14 protein-coding genes are annotated in these 18148 nt (G+C 63.8%); 8 read left to right on the top strand and 6 right to left on the bottom strand.

What is annotated here, in order from left to right; genetic code table 11:
- Nucleotides 1–54 precede the first annotated feature (54 nt).
- Entirely contained in the window at nucleotides 55–579 is a 525-nt protein-coding gene (locus tag LFT43_RS05225; RefSeq protein ID WP_395801482.1) for a gamma carbonic anhydrase family protein, read from the top strand.
- Here LFT43_RS05225 and LFT43_RS05220 read toward each other — a convergent pair.
- Both LFT43_RS05220 and LFT43_RS05215 read right to left on the bottom strand, forming a co-directional pair.
- The gene (locus tag LFT43_RS05220) at nucleotides 576–2312 is read right to left on the bottom strand and encodes a flavin monoamine oxidase family protein (RefSeq protein ID WP_395801481.1); all 1737 of its coding nucleotides are present in this window, start codon (nucleotides 2310–2312) and stop codon (nucleotides 576–578) included. The two genes, LFT43_RS05225 and LFT43_RS05220, sit on opposite strands and share 4 nt — an antisense overlap.
- Nucleotides 2309–3739, bottom strand: coding sequence for an amino acid permease (locus tag LFT43_RS05215; RefSeq protein ID WP_395802904.1), 1431 nt, complete (start codon nucleotides 3737–3739; stop codon nucleotides 2309–2311). Before LFT43_RS05215 ends, LFT43_RS05220 begins: the two co-directional genes overlap by 4 nt.
- Before the next feature lie 204 nt (nucleotides 3740–3943).
- Between LFT43_RS05215 and alr the strand changes: the two genes are divergently transcribed.
- Together alr and LFT43_RS05205 are read left to right on the top strand one after the other, a co-directional pair.
- Nucleotides 3944–5164: an alanine racemase gene (gene alr, locus LFT43_RS05210; RefSeq protein WP_395801480.1), complete on the top strand. Its 1221-nt coding sequence runs from the start codon at nucleotides 3944–3946 to the stop codon at nucleotides 5162–5164.
- A complete protein-coding gene (locus LFT43_RS05205) occupies nucleotides 5154–6761 on the top strand; it encodes a PucR family transcriptional regulator (RefSeq protein ID WP_395801479.1) in 1608 nt (535 codons plus the stop codon). Before alr ends, LFT43_RS05205 begins: the two co-directional genes overlap by 11 nt.
- Here LFT43_RS05205 and LFT43_RS05200 read toward each other — a convergent pair.
- Complete coding sequence (locus LFT43_RS05200) at nucleotides 6758–7552, bottom strand: nitrilase-related carbon-nitrogen hydrolase (RefSeq protein WP_395802902.1); 795 nt, start codon at nucleotides 7550–7552, stop codon at nucleotides 6758–6760. The two genes, LFT43_RS05205 and LFT43_RS05200, sit on opposite strands and share 4 nt — an antisense overlap.
- Before the next feature lie 241 nt (nucleotides 7553–7793).
- Here LFT43_RS05200 and LFT43_RS05195 point away from each other — a divergent pair, with 241 nt between their 5' ends.
- From LFT43_RS05195 to LFT43_RS05180, 4 genes are all read left to right on the top strand, one after another.
- Nucleotides 7794–8984, top strand: a complete 1191-nt coding sequence (locus LFT43_RS05195) for an ROK family transcriptional regulator (RefSeq protein WP_395801478.1) — start codon at nucleotides 7794–7796, stop codon at nucleotides 8982–8984.
- A gap of 138 nt (nucleotides 8985–9122) precedes the next feature.
- Complete coding sequence (gene mmsA, locus LFT43_RS05190) at nucleotides 9123–10679, top strand: multiple monosaccharide ABC transporter ATP-binding protein (RefSeq protein WP_395801477.1); 1557 nt, start codon at nucleotides 9123–9125, stop codon at nucleotides 10677–10679.
- Between the two features lie 44 nt (nucleotides 10680–10723).
- Nucleotides 10724–11992: a multiple monosaccharide ABC transporter permease gene (gene mmsB / locus LFT43_RS05185; protein ID WP_395801476.1), complete on the top strand. Its 1269-nt coding sequence runs from the start codon at nucleotides 10724–10726 to the stop codon at nucleotides 11990–11992.
- 52 nt (nucleotides 11993–12044) lie between these two features.
- Entirely contained in the window at nucleotides 12045–13145 is a 1101-nt protein-coding gene (locus LFT43_RS05180) for a substrate-binding domain-containing protein (protein ID WP_395801475.1), read from the top strand.
- A 65-nt stretch (nucleotides 13146–13210) separates the two neighbouring features.
- Here the strand turns inward: LFT43_RS05180 and phnE are convergent, their stop codons facing one another.
- Genes phnE through LFT43_RS05165 form a run of 3 tightly spaced genes read right to left on the bottom strand, consistent with a single transcriptional unit; the run spans nucleotide 13211 to nucleotide 16599 of the window.
- A complete protein-coding gene (gene phnE, locus LFT43_RS05175; RefSeq protein ID WP_395801474.1) occupies nucleotides 13211–14857 on the bottom strand; it encodes a phosphonate ABC transporter, permease protein PhnE in 1647 nt (548 codons plus the stop codon).
- Nucleotides 14854–15642, bottom strand: a complete 789-nt coding sequence (gene phnC / locus LFT43_RS05170) for a phosphonate ABC transporter ATP-binding protein (protein ID WP_395801473.1) — start codon at nucleotides 15640–15642, stop codon at nucleotides 14854–14856. Before phnC ends, phnE begins: the two co-directional genes overlap by 4 nt.
- 3 nt (nucleotides 15643–15645) lie before the next feature.
- Complete coding sequence (locus LFT43_RS05165; protein ID WP_395801472.1) at nucleotides 15646–16599, bottom strand: phosphate/phosphite/phosphonate ABC transporter substrate-binding protein; 954 nt, start codon at nucleotides 16597–16599, stop codon at nucleotides 15646–15648.
- A gap of 372 nt (nucleotides 16600–16971) precedes the next feature.
- Here LFT43_RS05165 and LFT43_RS05160 point away from each other — a divergent pair, with 372 nt between their 5' ends.
- On the top strand, nucleotides 16972–18042 hold the full coding sequence (locus LFT43_RS05160; RefSeq protein ID WP_395801471.1) for a Gfo/Idh/MocA family protein: 1071 nt from the start codon (nucleotides 16972–16974) through the stop codon (nucleotides 18040–18042).
- The last annotated feature ends 106 nt before the right edge of the window (nucleotides 18043–18148 follow it).

Below are 18148 nucleotides of genomic sequence, written 5' to 3'. Positions count from 1 at the left end.
CGACACCTACTGCTAGCTAGTTGGGTAAGGGCCAGCGTGTTCTAGGCTTGGCCCATGGCTCCCATTTACACCTTTGCCGGGGATACCCCGGCCATTCATGACACCGCCTTCGTGGCGCCCACGGCGTCGATCATCGGCAAGGCGACCCTGGGCGAGGACTCCAGCGCCTTCTATGGTGTGTCCGTCCGGGCAGACACCGCTGCAATAAGCGTCGGTGCCGGCTCGAACCTGCAGGACAACGTGGTCCTTCATGCCGATCCCGGTTTCCCCTGCACCGTAGGCGAGCGCGTCAGTGTCGGGCACAGCGCCGTCGTCCACGGATGCACTGTGGAGGACGACTGCCTTATCGGCATGAGCGCCACCATCCTGAACGGCGCCGTGATCGGTACCGGTTCGCTCGTGGCCGCGGGCGCCGTCGTGCTTGAGGGAACTGTCATCCCGCCGCGTTCCTTGGTTGCCGGAGTCCCCGCCAAAGTGCGCCGCGAACTGAGCGAGGAAGAACTCGACGGCGTGAAACGCAACGCTGCCCATTACCGGGAGCTGGCGGCAGCCCACCGCGAGATGCACGCACAGAGCTAATCCAGGCTGATCGGCCCCAGCTCGTCCAACAGCTCGCCGGGACCGGGGTTGCCGGCGACGGACGAACCACCCAGGTGGTTCACCACGCCCCACACTGCGTTGAGCCCGGTGGTGACGGCGCCTTCGGCCCAACCCGCGGTGAACGAGACGTCGTCGCCGGCCAGGAAGATGCCACGCTGGTTCTCCGGCAGTTTGTCCTGCTTGAAGTGCGTGAACAGGCGCTGCTGGTAGCGATAGTGCCCGGGCAAGTTGGCCTTGAAGGCACCCATGAAGTTGGGGTCGGCCTCCCAGGAAACCGTGATGGGCTGGCCCACAATGTGGCTCGCAATGTCCACGCCCGGGTAGATCTGCTCGAGCGAGTGCAGCATGAGCTTGACGCGTTCCTCGGCGCTGAGCGAGAGCCACTTCAGGGCGTCGTCGTTCCACGTGTAGGAAAGCAGGATGACAGCAGGCTTGTCCGGGCCGTCGTCGAGCAGGTATGTTGCCCGGTTGAGCCGGTCGGTCAGGGTCATGGACAATACTTCGCGGCCCGTTTCCGGGTCGATGTCCTTCCAGAACGGCCGGTCCACCATAACGAACGTCTTGGACGACTGCATGTAGTGCGAACGCTCGATCGCGGTCCACAGCTCCGACGGAAACAACGATTCCTGGGTGTGGATGCGCGTGGACAGCAACCAGGACTGGCACGTGGTCACAACGGCGGGGTAGCCGGTTTCGCGGCCCCAACGTTCGCGCACCATGAGTTGGCCCGAAGGCCCGTCAACACTGTCACGCTCAATGCGGTCTACGGCTCCGCGCGGGGAACCGGAATGCAGGGATGCCAGCGAGGTGCCCTCGGGCCAGTGGGCCATGCCCGACGGCGCGTGGTGCCAGAGCGCCTCGGGGAGCCGTTGCGCTCCCCCAGTGATGAGCCTGTGCTGGTCATCGGCGTCGGTGTAGACGACGCGCAGGATTTCCAGGATGGAGTTGGGGAAGTCGGTGTCCCAGCCGCCCGTGCCGAAACCTACCTGACCGAACGCCTCGCGGTGGGCGAACCCGGCCTCCTTGAAGGACTTGCTTGCGGCGATGAAGCCGTAGAAGGTCTGCTCATCCAGGAGCGGGAGCAGTTCATTCCAGAGCTCCTTGATGCGCTTGGTGTCGCGGGCCCGGATCGCATACTGCATTTCCTGGAACGCAGCACCGTCATTAACTGCGGCCTTCCAGGCTGCTGCAACTTCGTGGAAGAACTCCGGAAGGTCAGCAGATGTGGCGGCGTAGTGCTTCTGCCCCGCCAACTCGATCACCGTGCTTGATGTTGCGGGCGCGAGCGGGTTGGGGAATTCCTGGGTGTCCAGACCGAGGAGGTCAACGTAGTGGTAGAACGCCTTGCCGGAAACCGGGAACCGCATGCCGCCAAGGTCTGCCACCACACCGGGAGCGGAGGGGAAGCTCGCAGTGCGGAGCCGCCCGCCGATCTGGTCAGCCTCGTAGACCACGGGGCGCAGCCCGAGTTTCATGAGCTCGTAGGCCGTGACGAGTCCCGACAGGCCGGCGCCGATCACGGCGACCTCGGTGCCGTACAGTTCCGGCGGAACAACCGCCAGGCCGTCGGGGTGGGCCAGGTAGTGGTCGTAGCTGAAGGGGAAGTCCGGATTCAGCATGGTAATCGGAGCGTCGGCCGGCGTTGCTTGGGAAATTCCCGCGTCCCCTGTGCGGGGTGTGGGTTCCGTGGGCAATTCGGTGGCGATGGTCATGAAAGTTCTGCCTTCACAGTTTCCGGGTCGGGGACCCTTGCGGATAGTTCACGGTATTCCTGTTCGGTCAGCGCCGCCACCTTGGAGTTCCGGCGCCCGTAGCCGAAGTAAAGTGCGATCCCCACGAGCATCCAGCCGCCGAACACCACCCAGGTGTCTGCGCCCAAGTTGGCCATGAGGTAGGCGCACATCAGCGTGCCGAGCACGGGGGTGATCGGGTAGAGCGGGACGCGGAAGCTGCGCTTGAGCTCCGGACGGTTGCGCCGCAGGTAGATGACGGCGACGTTCACCAGCGCGAATGCGAAGAGGGTGCCGATGCTGGTGGCGTCGGCCAGCGCGCCGAGCGGGACGAGCCCCGCGGTGAGTGCGACGGCGGTGCCGACGATGAGCGTCCCGGCCACCGGGGTGCCGGTGCGCGAGGAGATACGGCCGAAGACTTCAGGAACCAGCCCGTCGCGGGACATGGAGAGCAGGATGCGGGTCTGGCCGTAAAGCACCGTCAGGACGATGCTCGCGATGGCAAGCACGGCTCCGATGGAGAAGACGAGCGCGATCCATGGCTGGTGGGTGGTTTCCTCGAGGATCTGGACGAGGGCTGCCTCGGTGCCGCCGAACCACTCCCAGGGGCGGGCGCCGATGGCGGCCACGGCAACCAGGACGTAGATGCTGGTCACGATCACCATGGAAAGCAGGATGGCGCGGGGAAGGTCGCGCTTGGGGTTGCGGGCTTCTTCGCCGGCGGTAGAGGCGGCATCGAAGCCGATGTAGGAAAAGAAGACCCTGGATGCGGCAGCCGAGACGCCCGCGGCACCCATGGGCATGAGCGGCTCGAAGTTCCCGGCATTGAACGCAGTGAAAGCGACGGCACAGAAGAACAGCAGGATGACAATCTTGATGGTCACGATCACAGTGTTGATCCAGGCGCTCTCCTTGGCGCCGCGCACCAGCAGGATCATCGCGAGGACCACAATCGCCATGGCGGGGACGTTGACCACGCCGCCGCTGCCCGGCGGCTGGGACATGGCGTCCGGCAGGAATTGCCCGAATGCAGCGAGGGTTTCGTTCACGTATTGCCCTGCGCCGACGGCCACGGCCGCCACGGAGACGGCGTATTCGAGAACGAGGCACCAACCACAGATCCAGGCCATCCCCTCCCCCATGGTGGCGTAAGAGTAGGAGTAGCTCGAGCCGGCAACGGGCACGAGGCCCGCCATTTCCGCGTAGGACACTGCGGAGAACAGGGCAGCGAGGCCGGCCACCACGAAGGAAATCCAGACCGCGGGGCCGGCGAGCGGCACGGACTCGCCCAGGATCACCAGGATCCCTGTACCCAGGGTGGCGCCGACGCTGATCATCGTCAGTTGGAGGACACCGAAGCTGCGGACCAGCGGCGTCCCGCCCTCACTGCTTCCGGCTTCCTTGACCATTTGCCCGATCGGCTTGCGGCGCAATAGCTGTGAACCGAGCCCCGGGCGGCGGGCAGCCTCTGCGGCTTGTATTGGCTTGGTCTGGGTGGAGGTAGGCACAGTCACCGTTGACGTCCCTTCAGAGTAGTTTGCGGTTTCCCGTGTCCACCGTAAGCCTGTGAGCCAGCTCTCAAGTCGGTGCAAAATGACCTATAGTGGTCAACCATGAGACGTAATGCACAATCAGAACCGACATCGGAAGCGGCTCTTTCCGGGCAGGTCAGCGTTGATCTGACTGCGATTTCAGACAACATCAAAGCCCTGAAGAAGCGCACTGCCGCGCCGTATTTCATGGCCGTCGTCAAAGGGAACGGCTACGGGCACGGCCTGGTGGATGTAGCCTGCACGGCAGTGGAGGCAGGTGCTGACTGGCTGGGAACAGCGCAGCTCAGCGAAGCCATCGCACTCCGCAAGGCGGGCATCACCGTGCCGGTCTTGTCCTGGCTTTATCTGGCATCCCAGACCAGCGCAACAATCCGAGAGGCACTCGAGCACGACGTCGACGTCTCGCTTGGGAGCGTCGGCCAGCTTGAGGTCCTGGCGGGCATCGCGAGGCAGCTGGGGCGCCCCGCCGTCGTACACCTGGAACTGGACAGCGGCCTGAGCCGCGGCGGCGCCCGAAAGGAAGACTGGCCAGAACTCGTGGCCCACGCGCGCAAGGCCGAACAAGACGGCACGGTGCTGGTCCGCGGCATTTGGACCCACTTGGCCTGGGCCGATGTTCCCGCGCACCCGGGCAACGCAGCCGCCGTAGCGGAATTCGAAGACGCCGTGCGCGAAGCCCGGGCCGCCGGACTGGACCCGCAACTACGGCACGTATCCAGCTCGGCCAACATACTGGACCGGCCCGAATTCCACTTCGACATGGTCCGTGCGGGCCTGGCCATCTACGGGCTCGCCCCCGCGGATCACCTGAATCCTGCCGACTTCGGACTGCGCCCCGCACTGAGCGTCACCGCACCGCTCGTCATGGTCAAGAAAGTCCCCGCGGGAACCGGTGTCAGCTACGAGCACCAGGCCATCACGCATGAGCCGCGCTATCTCGGTCTCATTCCGTTGGGCTACGCCGACGGTATCCCCAAGGGCATCAGTGGCCGGAGCCTGGTCCAGATCTCCGGACGGAAAGTCCCCGTGATCGGCAAGGTGTGCATGGACCAGTTCATGGTGGACCTGGGCCCGGATGCGTCCGGGATCGATGTCGGAGACACGGCGGTTCTCTTCGGCGATCCGGCCGGAGGTGCTGCGAGCGCCGACGATTGGGGCGCTGCGATCGGAAGCCACGGCGACGAGATTATCAACCGGATTGCACCCAGACTCCCCCGCGCCTACGAATGCCCGGACTACGAGGAGCTTGCAGGCAGGGAGGCACCGAGCGATGTCGCCTGAGCCGAGCCAGGGCCGCCTGAGTTTTGTCACGCTCGATCAGTTCCTCAAGCAGCTGCCGCCGGAGTTGGAGATACTCCACGACGGCGGCAGCGGCGGAGAGCTGCTGCGTTGGGTTGAGCCGAGCGAACTGGACGATCCCACTCCCTACCTCCCGGAGGGAGAGTTCCTGCTGACCGCAGGGCTCCCCTTCCTTGGGAATGGCGGGTCCAGGGAGAACGTCGATGCTTACGTGAAGCGGCTGGTGGGGGCCAAGGTGGCAGCCCTGGGGTTCGGGATCAGGCCGTATTTCGACGCCGTTCCGTCCGAGCTGCTCAAGGCTTGCCGCCGGCACAAGCTCACTCTGATTGAGATCCCGGAATCCATCCCGTTTGCCGCGATCGGACTGGAGTTCTCCCAGCTCCTGGAATCGGACAACGCGAAGGTTTTCCGCCACCTCGCGGACACCAACAGGCAACTCATGCGGGCTGTCCTCTCCCCTCGGCCTGAACACGAACTACTGGCCGCGTTGGTCCAAAAGGCGCCTGTCTGGGCCCTGCTGGTCGGCGCGGACGGGCGGATCCGCGCGCGCGCCCACGCCGCCGGCGACAGCACCGGCGTCGAGCATTCACTGCTGGAGCCAATGCTGGAGCGGCTTCTTTCGGGCAGCGGGCCGCGCGTTGAGGTGGACGGCTTTGAGCAGCCCGGCTCAGCGATGGTTTTCGGCCACCCGCTGCGGAGCACCAAGGATGCCAATCTGGGCGCCCTGATTCTGGGTTCGGACGTTGCGCTGACTCCCGCCCAGAACAGCGTGGTGCAGTCCGTGGTGGGGCTGCTGGAGTTGCTGGTCCGGCAACGGACCAGCGGCTCGCTCGCGCCGAGCCAGCTGGCTACCGCATTGCTCCTGCACCCGGAGAGCCTTGCCGCTGGCAGTACGCGGCACATCAACGGGCTCAAGGACCTCCTCGCGCAAAGCTTGTCCTCCACGCGCTCCGCTCCCCTGCGGGTGGTGCAAGGCATCAAAGTGGACTCTCCGGAATGGCCAGCCGGCGACAGCCCTGTGCGCGAGCTATTGCAGTGGCGGCGCCTCTTCGACACCAAACTGGTGGAAATCACCGATTACGGATTCGCTGCGATCACGAGGCTCAAGGTCGATGACTCCCTGCTGGCGGACATCGAAAGACTCGGTTGGCGGTTGGTCATCGGGGATCCCACGGAACTGACGGGGCTCGCGGCAGCGCATCAGCGCGTGACGTCGCTCCGCGGCCGCGTGCAATCGAGTGGCAAGAGCGCCCGGGTTGACGAGGTTACCTGGTCCGTGACCGGACTCCTTGGGCGTGAGGCCGGGTCCATGTTGGCCACGCGGCTGCTTGAACCGGTACTCGCCTTGGAGCCCGAACGACGGGATCCGCTGTTGGCCGTGCTCCGGGGCTGGCTAAGCGAAAACGGCAGCTGGGACGCGTCCGCCAAACTATTGGGCCTGCACCGCAACAGCGTGCGCCGCCAGATCGGCCTCCTCGCCGAACTTCTTGATACCGACTTGAACCAAGCCCAGGTGCGCGCAGAACTTTGGATCGCGCTGCAATACACGGATGAGTTGGTGCGCGGAGCGGACGGCTAGTCTTCCCACTCGCGGTAAAGCTCCGGGCGGCGTTCGCGCAGGTACGGCACCTGTTCCCGCGCCGTCTTGACGCTTTCCGTGGAGACCTCAGCGAACAGCAATGCGGCCCCGTCACCGGCGGCAGCCAGCAGCGAGCCGTCCGGACCGGCGACCACGCTTCCGCCGAGGAAGTCGCAGCCGTCTTCGTGCCCGCTGTGGTTGGCGTAGGCCACGTTCAGCTGGCTTTCCAGGGCGCGCGCACGGATCAGTACCTGGGGCACGGCCTCGAAGCCTGCGGACAGGGCGGTCGGAACCAGCAGAAGTTCGGCGCCTCGCGTTGCCGCGGCGCGGACGGCCTCCGGGAATTCGACGTCGTAGCAAATCAGCAGCGACGTCTTGACGCCGTTGAAGTCCACGACGGCGGGAGCTGCCTGGGCGGCAGAGAACGCCTTGCGCTCCTCCTCGCCGAAGAGGTGCACCTTGTTGTAGTCCAGCAGCACGGTTCCGTGCCCGTCCAGGAGCGTGGCGGAGATGTGCCAGCCAACGTCTGCGGCCGGTGCCGGGAGGCTGTAGACCAGTCCGATTCCGTGGGTGCGGGCAATATCCGCAAGGCGCGCCCGGATACCGGGAAGGGCCGCCGGGTCAAATTCGCTATGGAGCCTAAGCGGCGCATAACCCACGGGAAAGAGCTCCGGGGTCAGCAGCAGGGCGGACCCGGCTGCGGCAGCGCGTTGTGCCGCGGCGTCGATTGCCTCCAGATTGGCGTCGATGTCCAGGACAACAGCGTTGGCCTGCAGGACAGACAGCAGCATCTTTACCACCTCAATAGCACCTTGCATCCCCCGGCAAGCATTCCTTGGGAGACATACCCGGGATTCCTTGTGATTCCAGCGTAGCCAGCAGCAGACCGCTCATGAAGGACAAATGGACCCGGGAAGAGCCGAACGGGGATGGTTCGTACAAATCGCGCGCATAGTTCATGATGCCGACGCAACTTTGGAACGTTGCGTTAACTTCTTGACTGCAACTGTGATTTGGGGCACGCTTCATGTCATGCCTGCAACATCCCGCTCGACGAAGAGCCATCGCAAAAACCCCGGCTCGCAATCAGCGCTGCGCCACCTGAACCAACAGCGGCTCATCGAATGCCTGCTGAGCGGTCCATCCACCCAGGCCGAGCTCGCCAGGCAAACCGGCCTTTCCACGGCCACAGTGTCCAACATCGTCAAGATCATGCAGGACGCCGGGCTTGTCTCCACCGAACCGATCACCAGCTCCGGACGCCGGGCCCTGAACGTCAGGCTCAATAGCAACGGTGCCGTGGCTGTCGGAATCGATTTTGGCCGGCGCCACTTGCGGGTCGTCCTGGCCTCGCTGGGCTATCACATCATCGTCGAGGAAACGGTCACCCTCCCCCTCGGCCACCACGCCGAACAGGGCATCAGCGCCGCCGTCGCACTCCTTGACAAACTGCTGCTGGAAAGCGGCGTAGACCGGAGCGCGGTAGTTGGCGCCGGCGCCGGCATCGCGGGCCCCATCGACCGCCGTTCCGGCACGGTAGCGCAGGGTGCCATCCTGCCCGAATGGGTGGGAATCCAGATTCTCGAACGGCTCGAGGAAGCCCTCGATCTGCCCGTGTACGTTGACAACGACGCCAATCTGGGCGCCCTCTCAGAGGTCACCTGGGGGCCGCACAGCGGGATCAGTAACCTCATGTTCCTCAAGATCGGTTCCGGCATCGGCGCGGGCCTCATCATCAATGGCGCGCCCTACTACGGGGCGGTCGGAATCACGGGAGAGATCGGCCATGCGACCATCCATGAATACGGCGCCATCTGCCGCTGCGGCAACCGGGGCTGCCTGGAAACCATGGCCTCCACCACCACCATGATCGAGCTGCTCGGCAAGGGTTCCGGCCTGCACCTCGAACCTGAAGACATTGTTCGAAACGCCCTGGCCAGGGACCCCGCAACCCTCCGGGTAGTGGACGACGCCGGCCTCGCCGTGGGGCGCGCCCTGGGCAATGTGGCCAATCTCATAAACCCGGAAGTCATCGTGGTGGGCGGCCCGTTGGCCGGCCTGGGTGACATCCTCCTCGACCCGATCCGGCGCGGCCTCGTGCGCCATGCGGTGCCCGTGATCGGCGAAACAACCCACTTGGCCATGTCGTCGCTAGGCGCCAGAGCGGAGGCCCTCGGGGCGGCCGCTTTGGTGTTCCAGCACGCCGGCATCAAGCAGTCCTGAACATTTCGTTACCACGCTGTTATCGCCGTCTTGCGTTAAAGTCTTGACGACAAGCGGTGTGATCCAGTTTACTTTCTCATCAGGTAGGCTCGCCATCCGCGGGCCGACAACGACGTCAAACATTGGAGGCGCAAGGGTATGTCGACCCCCATAACGCACCAGGACCCGATCCTTCTCGAGATGCGGTCCATCACCAAGGAATTCCCCGGCGTGAAGGCGCTCGCGGACGTTAGCCTCCGGGTCAAGGTGGGCGAGATCCACGCTATCTGCGGCGAGAACGGTGCAGGAAAGTCCACGTTGATGAAGGTGCTTTCAGGGGTCTACCCCTACGGCAGCTACGACGGCGACATCGTGTACCAGGCCGAAGTCCAGCAGTTCAAGGACATCCGGGCGAGCGAGCAGGCCGGAATCGTGATCATCCACCAGGAACTCGCGCTCATCCCGGAACTGTCCATCACCGAGAACATCTTCCTCGGCAACGAACCCGTCCGCCGCGGAATCATCGACTGGGCCGAGGCCCGCAAGCGGTCGGTTGAGCTGCTCGCCAGGGTTGGCTTGCGCGAGGATCCCGATACCCCCATCAAGGAAATCGGCGTAGGCAAACAGCAGCTGGTGGAAATCGCCAAGGCCCTGAACAAGTCCGTCAAGCTCCTCATCCTGGACGAGCCCACAGCTGCCCTCAACGAATCCGACTCCCAGCACCTCCTGGACCTCATCCTCGGCCTCAAGGGCCGGGGCATCACGTCCATCATGATTTCCCACAAGCTCAACGAGATCGAGCAGATCGCGGACGAGATCACCATCATCCGCGACGGCAAGTCCATCGAGACGCTCAACGTGAAAGAAGACGGCGTCGACGAGGACCGGATCATCAAGGGCATGGTTGGCCGGACCCTCGAGTCCCGTTTCCCGGACCACACACCGAAGATCGGTGAGGTGTTCTTCGAAGTCAAGGACTGGAATGTCGGGCACCCCCAGATCCAGGACCGCTTGGTCTGCAAGAACTCCAACTTCCATGTGCGCCGCGGCGAAATCGTGGGATTCGCGGGCCTGATGGGTGCCGGACGCACCGAGCTTGCCCGCTCCGTCTTCGGCCACTCCTACGGGCGGTTCATCTCCGGTCAGGTGTACAAGGACGGCAAACCGATCACCATGCGCAGCGTCCGCCAAGCGATCGACGCCGGGCTTGGCTACGTCACCGAGGACCGCAAGAGCCTGGGGCTGAACCTCCTGGACGACATCAAGACCACCACGGTGTCGGCCAACCTCAAGAAGATCACCCGGGGGATCGTGGTGGACACCAACAAGGAATTCATGGTGGCTGAGCAGTACCGGAAGTCGCTGCGCACCAAGACTCCGTCAGTGGAGGAAGGCGTGTCGAAGCTCTCCGGCGGCAACCAGCAAAAGGTTGTGCTCGCCAAATGGATGTTCACCGATCCCGACCTTCTCATCCTGGACGAACCCACCCGCGGAATCGACGTCGGGGCCAAGTACGAGATCTACGGAATCATTCAGCAGCTGGCCAACCAAGGGAAGGGCGTGATTGTGATTTCCTCCGAACTCCCCGAGCTGCTGGGCCTCTCGGACCGCATCTACACCATCTTCGAAGGCTCCATCACTGGCGTACTGAACAAGGACGAAGCCAGCCAGGAGAGCCTCATGAAGCTCATGACATCCAGCCGCAAAGCCGCCTGACCCCGGTCATCTCCAGAACCACACGGACACAAGGACCCAAAACAATGAACGCGCTCAAGAAGCTATTCGGTGGCAACACCCGCCAATTCGGCATGATATTCGCCCTGGTTGCACTCGTCATCTTCTTCCAGATCTTCACCTCGGGCCGCACGCTTACCCCGGGCAACGTCATCAACCTCTTCAACGGCAACTCCTACATCCTGATCCTGGCCATCGGCATGGTCCTGGTGATCATCGCCGGCCACATCGATCTTTCCGTAGGTTCGGTTGCGGCCTTCGTCGGTATCTCGGTGGCGCTGGCCATCAGGGACTGGCACCTACCTTGGTACGCAGCCGTGCTGTTCGGGCTCCTGCTCGGTGCCCTGATCGGAGCCTGGCAAGGATTCTGGACCGCCTACGTCGGCATTCCGGCATTCATCGTGACCCTGGCGGGCATGCTGCTGTTCCGCGGTTTCAACCAGTTCGTCGGGAAGTCCAACACCGTTCCGGTCCCCGAAGACTTCCAGTATTTGGGCTCCGGCTACCTGCCTGAAGTTGGCCCCAAAACAGGGTTCAACAACCTGACGATCCTCCTGGGACTCATTGCTGTTGCCTTCGTGATCATCAGTGAAATTCGTTCCCGCCGCACCGCCCAGGCATTGGGTGCAGAGGTTCCTGAAGGCTGGGTGATGATCACAAAGCTCGTGCTCGTCAACGCAGCCATCCTCTACGCCACCTACCTGTTCGCCACTGGCCGCACTGGCACGTCGTTCCCCATCCCCGGCCTCATCCTGGCCGTCCTGGTCCTGATCTATGGCTTCATTTCCGCCAAGACGGTCATTGGCCGCCACATCTACGCAGTCGGCGGCAACCGCCACGCGGCCGAGCTCTCCGGGGTTCAGTCCAAGAAGGTCAATTTCATGGTCATGATGAACATGTCCGTCCTGGCCGGACTCGCCGGCATGATCTTCGTCGGCCGCTCCACCGCTTCAGGTCCGTTCGACGGCGTCGGTTGGGAACTGGACGCCATTGCCGCCGTCTTCATCGGTGGTGCAGCAGTCACCGGTGGCGTGGGCACCGTGATCGGCTCGATCGTTGGTGGCCTGGTCATGGCTGTGCTCAACAACGGTCTCCAACTCCTCGGCGTCGGCGCAGACCTCACCCAGATCATCAAGGGGCTCGTGCTGCTCGCCGCAGTCGCCTTCGACGTCTACAACAAGACCCAGGGCAAGAAATCGATCATCGGAATGATGATGAAGAACTTCGGCCGGAGCAGCGAGAACGCTCCGGACGAGACAACCTCAACCAAGGAAGTCATCTCGAAGGAAGCCTGATCGGTTTCAGGACAACTTGTTCCATCCACAACAAAGAAAGCGAATCCAAGTTATGCGAATGTTTGGTAAAGCAGGAAAGGCAGCAGCAGTAGCTGCGATCGCGGCACTGGCGCTGACGGCCTGCGGCCGTACGGACAGCGGCACCTCCGGTGGTTCCTCTAGCGGCGGTGAGGCATTCCCGAAAGGCTCGTCGATCGGCGTCGCACTCCCCCAGAAGACCAGTGAAAACTGGGTCCTGGCGGAGAAGCTGTTCAACGACGGGCTCACGAGCGCAGGTTTCAAGCCGGATGTGCAGTTCGCCAACGGCGGCGTTTCGGAGCAGCAGAACCAGATCAGCGCCATGGTCACCAAGGGCGACAAGGTCATCATCGTCGGTGCGATCGACGGCGCGCAGCTTGGTACGCAGCTCAAGCAGGCCAAGGACGCAGGCGCCACGATCATTGCCTACGACCGCCTCCTGCTGAACACCGCCAACGTTGATTACTACGTGGCCTATGACAACTTCAAGGTCGGCGTGCTGCAGGGTCAGGCCCTGCTGGACGGGCTGAAGGGCAAGAAGGCGAGCGGCCCCTACAACATCGAACTGTTTGCAGGCTCCCCCGATGACGCCAATGCGAAGGTCTTCTTCGACGGCGCAATGAGCATCCTGCAGCCCAAGATCGACGACGGGACCCTCAAGGTGGTTTCCGGACAGAAGTCGTTCGAACAGGCCGTGACCCAGGGCTGGAAGGCAGAGAACGCCCAGAAGCGCATGGACACCCTGCTTGCAGGCACGTACACCAGCGCCTCCCTTGACGGCGTACTGTCCCCGAACGACACCCTGGCCCGCGCTGTCCTGACCTCGGTCAAGGCAGCAGGCAAGCCGCTGCCGATCGTGACCGGGCAGGACTCGGAAGTTGAGTCGGTCAAGTCCATCCTTGCGGGTGAGCAGTACTCCACCATCAACAAGGACACCCGCAAGCTCGTTGAGCACGCGATCACCATGGTCAAGGACCTGCAGGCGGGCAAGCAGCTGGAGATCAACGACACCAAGTCCTACAACAATGGCGTCAAGACCGTGCCGGCATACCTCCTGCCTCCGGTCATCGTGACCAAGGACAACGTGAAGACGGCCTACGTGGACGATCCGGTACTCGGCCCGCTCACCAAGTAGTTACTAGCGATTCAAGCACCGCAACGACGGCGGCCATCCCCACTGAGGGGGTGGCCGCCGTCGTTTCAGTCGGCCAGGGCCTTGCGGATCCACATCGCGAGGGCCTCGACCAGCAAGACCATGGCGATTACGAGGAGAGCCATGGTGAAGACCACGTTGTAGCGACTGAGCTGCGCGGCCTCGAACATCACTTGGCCCAGGCCGCCCGCACCAACTACGGCCAGCACCGTGGCGGCGCGGATGTTCCCGTCCAAGGCATAGAAGATGTGGCCCGCGAATGCAGGAGCAGCTTGTGGGAACGTCGCCGAGGCATAGGTCTGCGGTCGGGAGGCACCTGCGGAGCGCAGCGCGCGCTCCGGCCCGGGGTCGACTTCTTCGATCGAGTCCGCCAGGAGCTTACCCAGCAGGCCCACTGTACCGATGCCCAAGGCGAGCGCCGCGGCGGCCCCGCCGAGGCCCGTAACAAGGATCAGCACGATGGCCAGAATAAGCTCCGGGATGCCGCGGACCACAAGCAGCACGAGCCGTGCCCCGCGCCGGATCCCCTCGCTCGGGGCCACATTGCGCGCCGCGTAGGACCCGATCAGGACGGAGAGAAAGACGCCGATGAACGTCCCGGCGAGCGCGATCGCAAGCGTTTGCCCGAGCATCCCAAGAATCTGTGGCCAAGTGTATTCGCCGATGGAGAGGGGGAGGAAGGACGCGAGGCGCTGCGGAAGGACCGTCCAGACGGTGAGGAAGTCGCTCCACGTGGGTGCCGCGACGACGACGGCGGCGCCAATCACCGCGGCGACCGTCCAGCCGAGCGCGGGGCCGGTCCACCGCCGTCGTTCGCGTGTTGCACCACCGCGCAGGACCATTCGGCGGATGGTCGAGGAGAGAACCTCCATTGCGACACACAGCAGGAAAATGATGAGCGCGACGGCCATGGCACGCTTGTAGTCCAAGCGCTGGATACTGGCGGAGAGCTCATAGCCAAGACCGGGCATGCCCACATAGCCGAGGATCGCAGAGGCGCGCAGGTTGATGTCCTGGCGGTGCAACACGGTGGCGACCCACGACGGTGCAACCTGGGGCAGGACGCCTGAGACGAACTCCTGGGCCTTCGTTCCACCGGCGGCCCGAATGGCCAAGCGAGGGCCTTCATCGATCTGTTCGATCGCGTCGGCGAAGAGCTTGCCGACCATCCCGACGGAGTGCAGTGCGAGCGCAAGGATGCCGGGGAGCGAGCCAAGGCTGAACATCGTGGCCAGGATAATAATGAGGATGAGCTCGGGGAACGCACGCGCCAGCACAGTGACGCTCCGGCCCAGCCAGCGAAACGCGGGGTGTGGGCTTGTGTTGCGTGCGGCCCAGTAAGCGACGGGCACAGACAGCACGGCAGAGAGGAGCGTGCCGCAAATGACGATTGCCAGGGTCAGGACGGTCAACCAGAGGAGTTCCTCTGGCCGTGAGAAGTCCAGCGGCACCATCCGGGCGAAGAATCGTTCCGCGGCGGGGATCGTCCGCGAAAGGCGGGCACCGCTGAAGTCCAGAAGCTGGAACGAGCCCAGGGCGGCCAGCACCAGCACGGCGAGGATGACTGTCATGGACAGACGGGTCCAGTAGCGGCGCGTCCACGCGTTCCGGCGCGGAGCGGGACCTGGCGACGCCGGACCCGTGGGATCCGGTCCATGGGGTGCCGGCCCCTGCGGGGTAAGGGTCACGGTCATCCGGCCGCCGCCTCGGCTTCGGCCTCGGCAGGAGCCACCTGACTGTAGATTCGCATGACCTCGTCCCGTCCCAAGCCGGCGGTCGGGGTGTCGAGGACCACAGCGCCGCGGCTCAGGCCTACCACGCGGTCGCCCCAAGAAAGGGCGAGGTCTACCTGGTGGAGACTGCAGACCACTGTGAGGGCGTTCTCGCGGCCGATTTCCCGGATGAGCTCCATGACCTGCTTCGACGATTCGGGATCCAGAGAGGCAACCGGCTCGTCCGCGAGGAGGACCTTCGGCTCCTGCATCAACGCCCGGGCCACAGCCACGCGCTGCTGCTGACCGCCCGAGAGGGTATCTGCCCGCTGGTGTTCAAGGCCAAGGAGGCCAACCCGCTCAAGGTGCCGAGCCGCCGTCGTACGCAGGGCCTTGGGGTAGGACCAGGTGCCGAGCCGTGGCCCGGTGAGGCGCGCCAGCGCGCCGGTCAGCACGTTTTCGAGGACGGACAGGGAACCGACCAGTTCGAACTGTTGGAATACGACGGCGACTTGCGAGCGTAGGGCGCGCAGCTCGCGTCCGCGAAGCGCGGGGACGTCCTTGCCCAGAACGCGGATACGGCCCGCGGTAGGGAGCTCCAGCTGGTCGACGTGCCGCAGCAGGGTCGACTTGCCGGAACCGGATAGGCCGAGGAGGACGAGAACTTCGCCCTCCTCGACCGTCAGGCTCACGCCGTCCAGGGCTCTTTTGGCGCCGAAGTCCTTGACGAGGCCGTCGATCTCAATGACGGCGTGATTGTTTGTCATGCCTTAGATGCCCGCGCAGGTCTTGACATCCGGAAGCTTCTTGCAAAGGTCGCGGAGGTTGTCGTAGTACTTGTCGTCCACCGGCTTGTTGCCTTCACCGAAGAACTTGTCGAAGGCAGGAGTGGTGGTGATGCCGGCGGCCTTGATGTCTGCGGTGGTGACAGTGGACATCTTGTCCTTGAGTACCTTCTTGACGTCGTCCGGAAGAGTGTCGGCGATTGCGAACGGCGGGCCAGGGACGAATTCGCGCTTGATGGTCTTCAGGTCCGAGGCTTTGAACAGGCCTGCTGCCGGTCCGGTGGTGGTGACGGTGATGTCCTGTGCGAAGCCGACCTCGCACTCGGTCCCCTGGGCAACCTTCTGCGCGGAGACGTCATGCTTGCCCGCCATGACCGGCGTGTAGTCGCCCGTTTTTACCCCGGCCTTGTTGAGCATGTACTGCGGGAACAAGTAGCCCGAGGTGGAGTTCTCGTTCACGAAGCAAACCTTCTTGCCCTTGAACCCGGCCACATCGGTGACCGAGGAATTCGCGGGGACGATTGCGTCGGAGTAGTAGCCCGGCTCGTGGGTGCTTGCGTCGACGCTCGCGCCAACCGGAGTGAACTTGGCACCCTTGGCCTTGGCCTGGAGGTAGGTGAAACCGGAGAAGGAGACGACGTCCACTTGGCCTGCGATCGAAGCTTCGATGAGTGCGGCATAGTTCGAGGACTGCTTGACCTCGACCTTCTTGCCGGAGACCTTGCCCACATAGTCCGCGATCGGCTGCCACGTCGAGGTCGCGGCGCTTTCGTCCGGAACCATGCCGATGATGAGCGTGTTTGAGTCCTTGGCAAACGTGCCCGCACCCGCTGACGGGACTGAGGCGCCTGCGGAGCCACACGCAGTCATGGCGACGACGGCCACGGACGCCAACCCTGCAAGCTGGAGGGCGCGGCTGGAAGAACGGAGGAATTTCACGGTGTGCCTTTCATTGAGGACGAACGGGTGTTTCCCAGAGGGCAGACGCCGGAGGTCCCCGGCTCAGGTGGCAGCGCTCCAGTGCTTGACCGAGGCGGGCGCATGCGCCGCCTTGGCGCCGCCACTTCGCAGGCCACAAGCCCTACTGGCTTGAGTGACCGCTTGAGCGTACAAGTTGAAAATGACGAAAATCCCGGAATTTGCAGCGAACCGGTGAACCTCAAATGAATCTTGTCGGCCAAAAAAGACGGCAGTTGTTAACTTATGTAGACAAGTTTGCTTCGGGGTGCGGGGACGCTCCCATGGAGGCTGCCTTTCAGGACTTTGAGCCTCGCTGTATAACGCGAGCGGCGGAATGAGAGGATAGGGCGCATGAGTCCGCATATCGCCAAGCCGTGGCTGTTCAGCCAGCCGAACCAGGATCCTCGCGCAGCCACCGGCAAGGCTCTGAACTGGGGCATTGTCGCCACAGGAGGGATCGCCAAAACCGTGAGCGGCGACCTCGCCCAGCTCGAGGACGCAAACCTTTACGCCGTGAGTTCCCGGCGCCAGGAATCCGGGGATGCCTTTGCCGCCGCGCATGGGGTCACGAAGTCCTACGGGGACGACGGCGGCGTGCCCGGCTACCAGCGGCTACTCGCTGATGACGCCGTCGATGTGGTCTACGTGGCCACCCCGCACGCCCAACATTTCGACATCGTCAGGGATGCCCTCAACGCGGGCAAGCACGTCCTGTGCGAGAAAGCTCTGACCATCAACGGCCGTGAGGCGGCAGAGCTGGTCAGCTTGGCGCGGGAACGGAAATTGTTCCTCATGGAGGCGGTATGGAGTCGCTTCCTGCCCAGCATCCAGAGGGCATTCGCCATTGCCGCGTCGGGCGAACTAGGCGAAATCAAGTGGGTCAGCGCCGACTTGGGATTCCCCGCCCCCTACGACGCCTCGGCCCGGATCTGGGCCCCGGCAGACGGTGGTGGAGCTCTATTGGACCTCACCGTGTATGCGCTGCTGTGGCCTTTGGGCACCCTTGGTTTCCCGCAGTCAGTCAGCGCAGTAGGCGCCTTGACGGACGACGGCGTCGACTCCCAAAATGCGCTCACGCTAGCCTACGACAGTGGCGCCATCGCCCAACTGACCTCTTCGTTGCTGGCCCACGGGCCGAGATCGGCTTCTGTTGCCGGCTCCCTGGGATTCCTCCAGACGCAAGGGTCCATCAACAATCCGCGCGAGCTACTGATTCGAACCGGCTGGGATGAGCCCCGGACCGAGCGCTTTGACGCGATCGGGATCGGCTACACCTATGAACTGCGAGAGGTTACACGCTGCATCCAACAAGGGCTGACTGAGAGTCCGGTGATGCCCTTGGACGATTCACTGAACACGATGCGGCTCTTCGACGGGGTCCGCTCCCAGCTCGGAGTCCGGTACGCGAACGACGCCCGGTGAGCTGAATGACGAAATCGCCGTCCGTGGGAGTTTCCATACTGTCGGTTGGTTTTTGTCCCGTTCCCGTGCCTTCTTGACAGTTGCGGAAACTACCCGTACTGCGTCT

The sequence above is a fragment of the Arthrobacter sp. FW306-04-A genome, from assembly GCF_044358315.1.
GTDB lineage: Bacteria > Actinomycetota > Actinomycetes > Actinomycetales > Micrococcaceae > Arthrobacter.
Note: the sequence above shows the minus strand (reverse complement) of the source record. Positions and strands in the feature narration are given on the sequence as shown.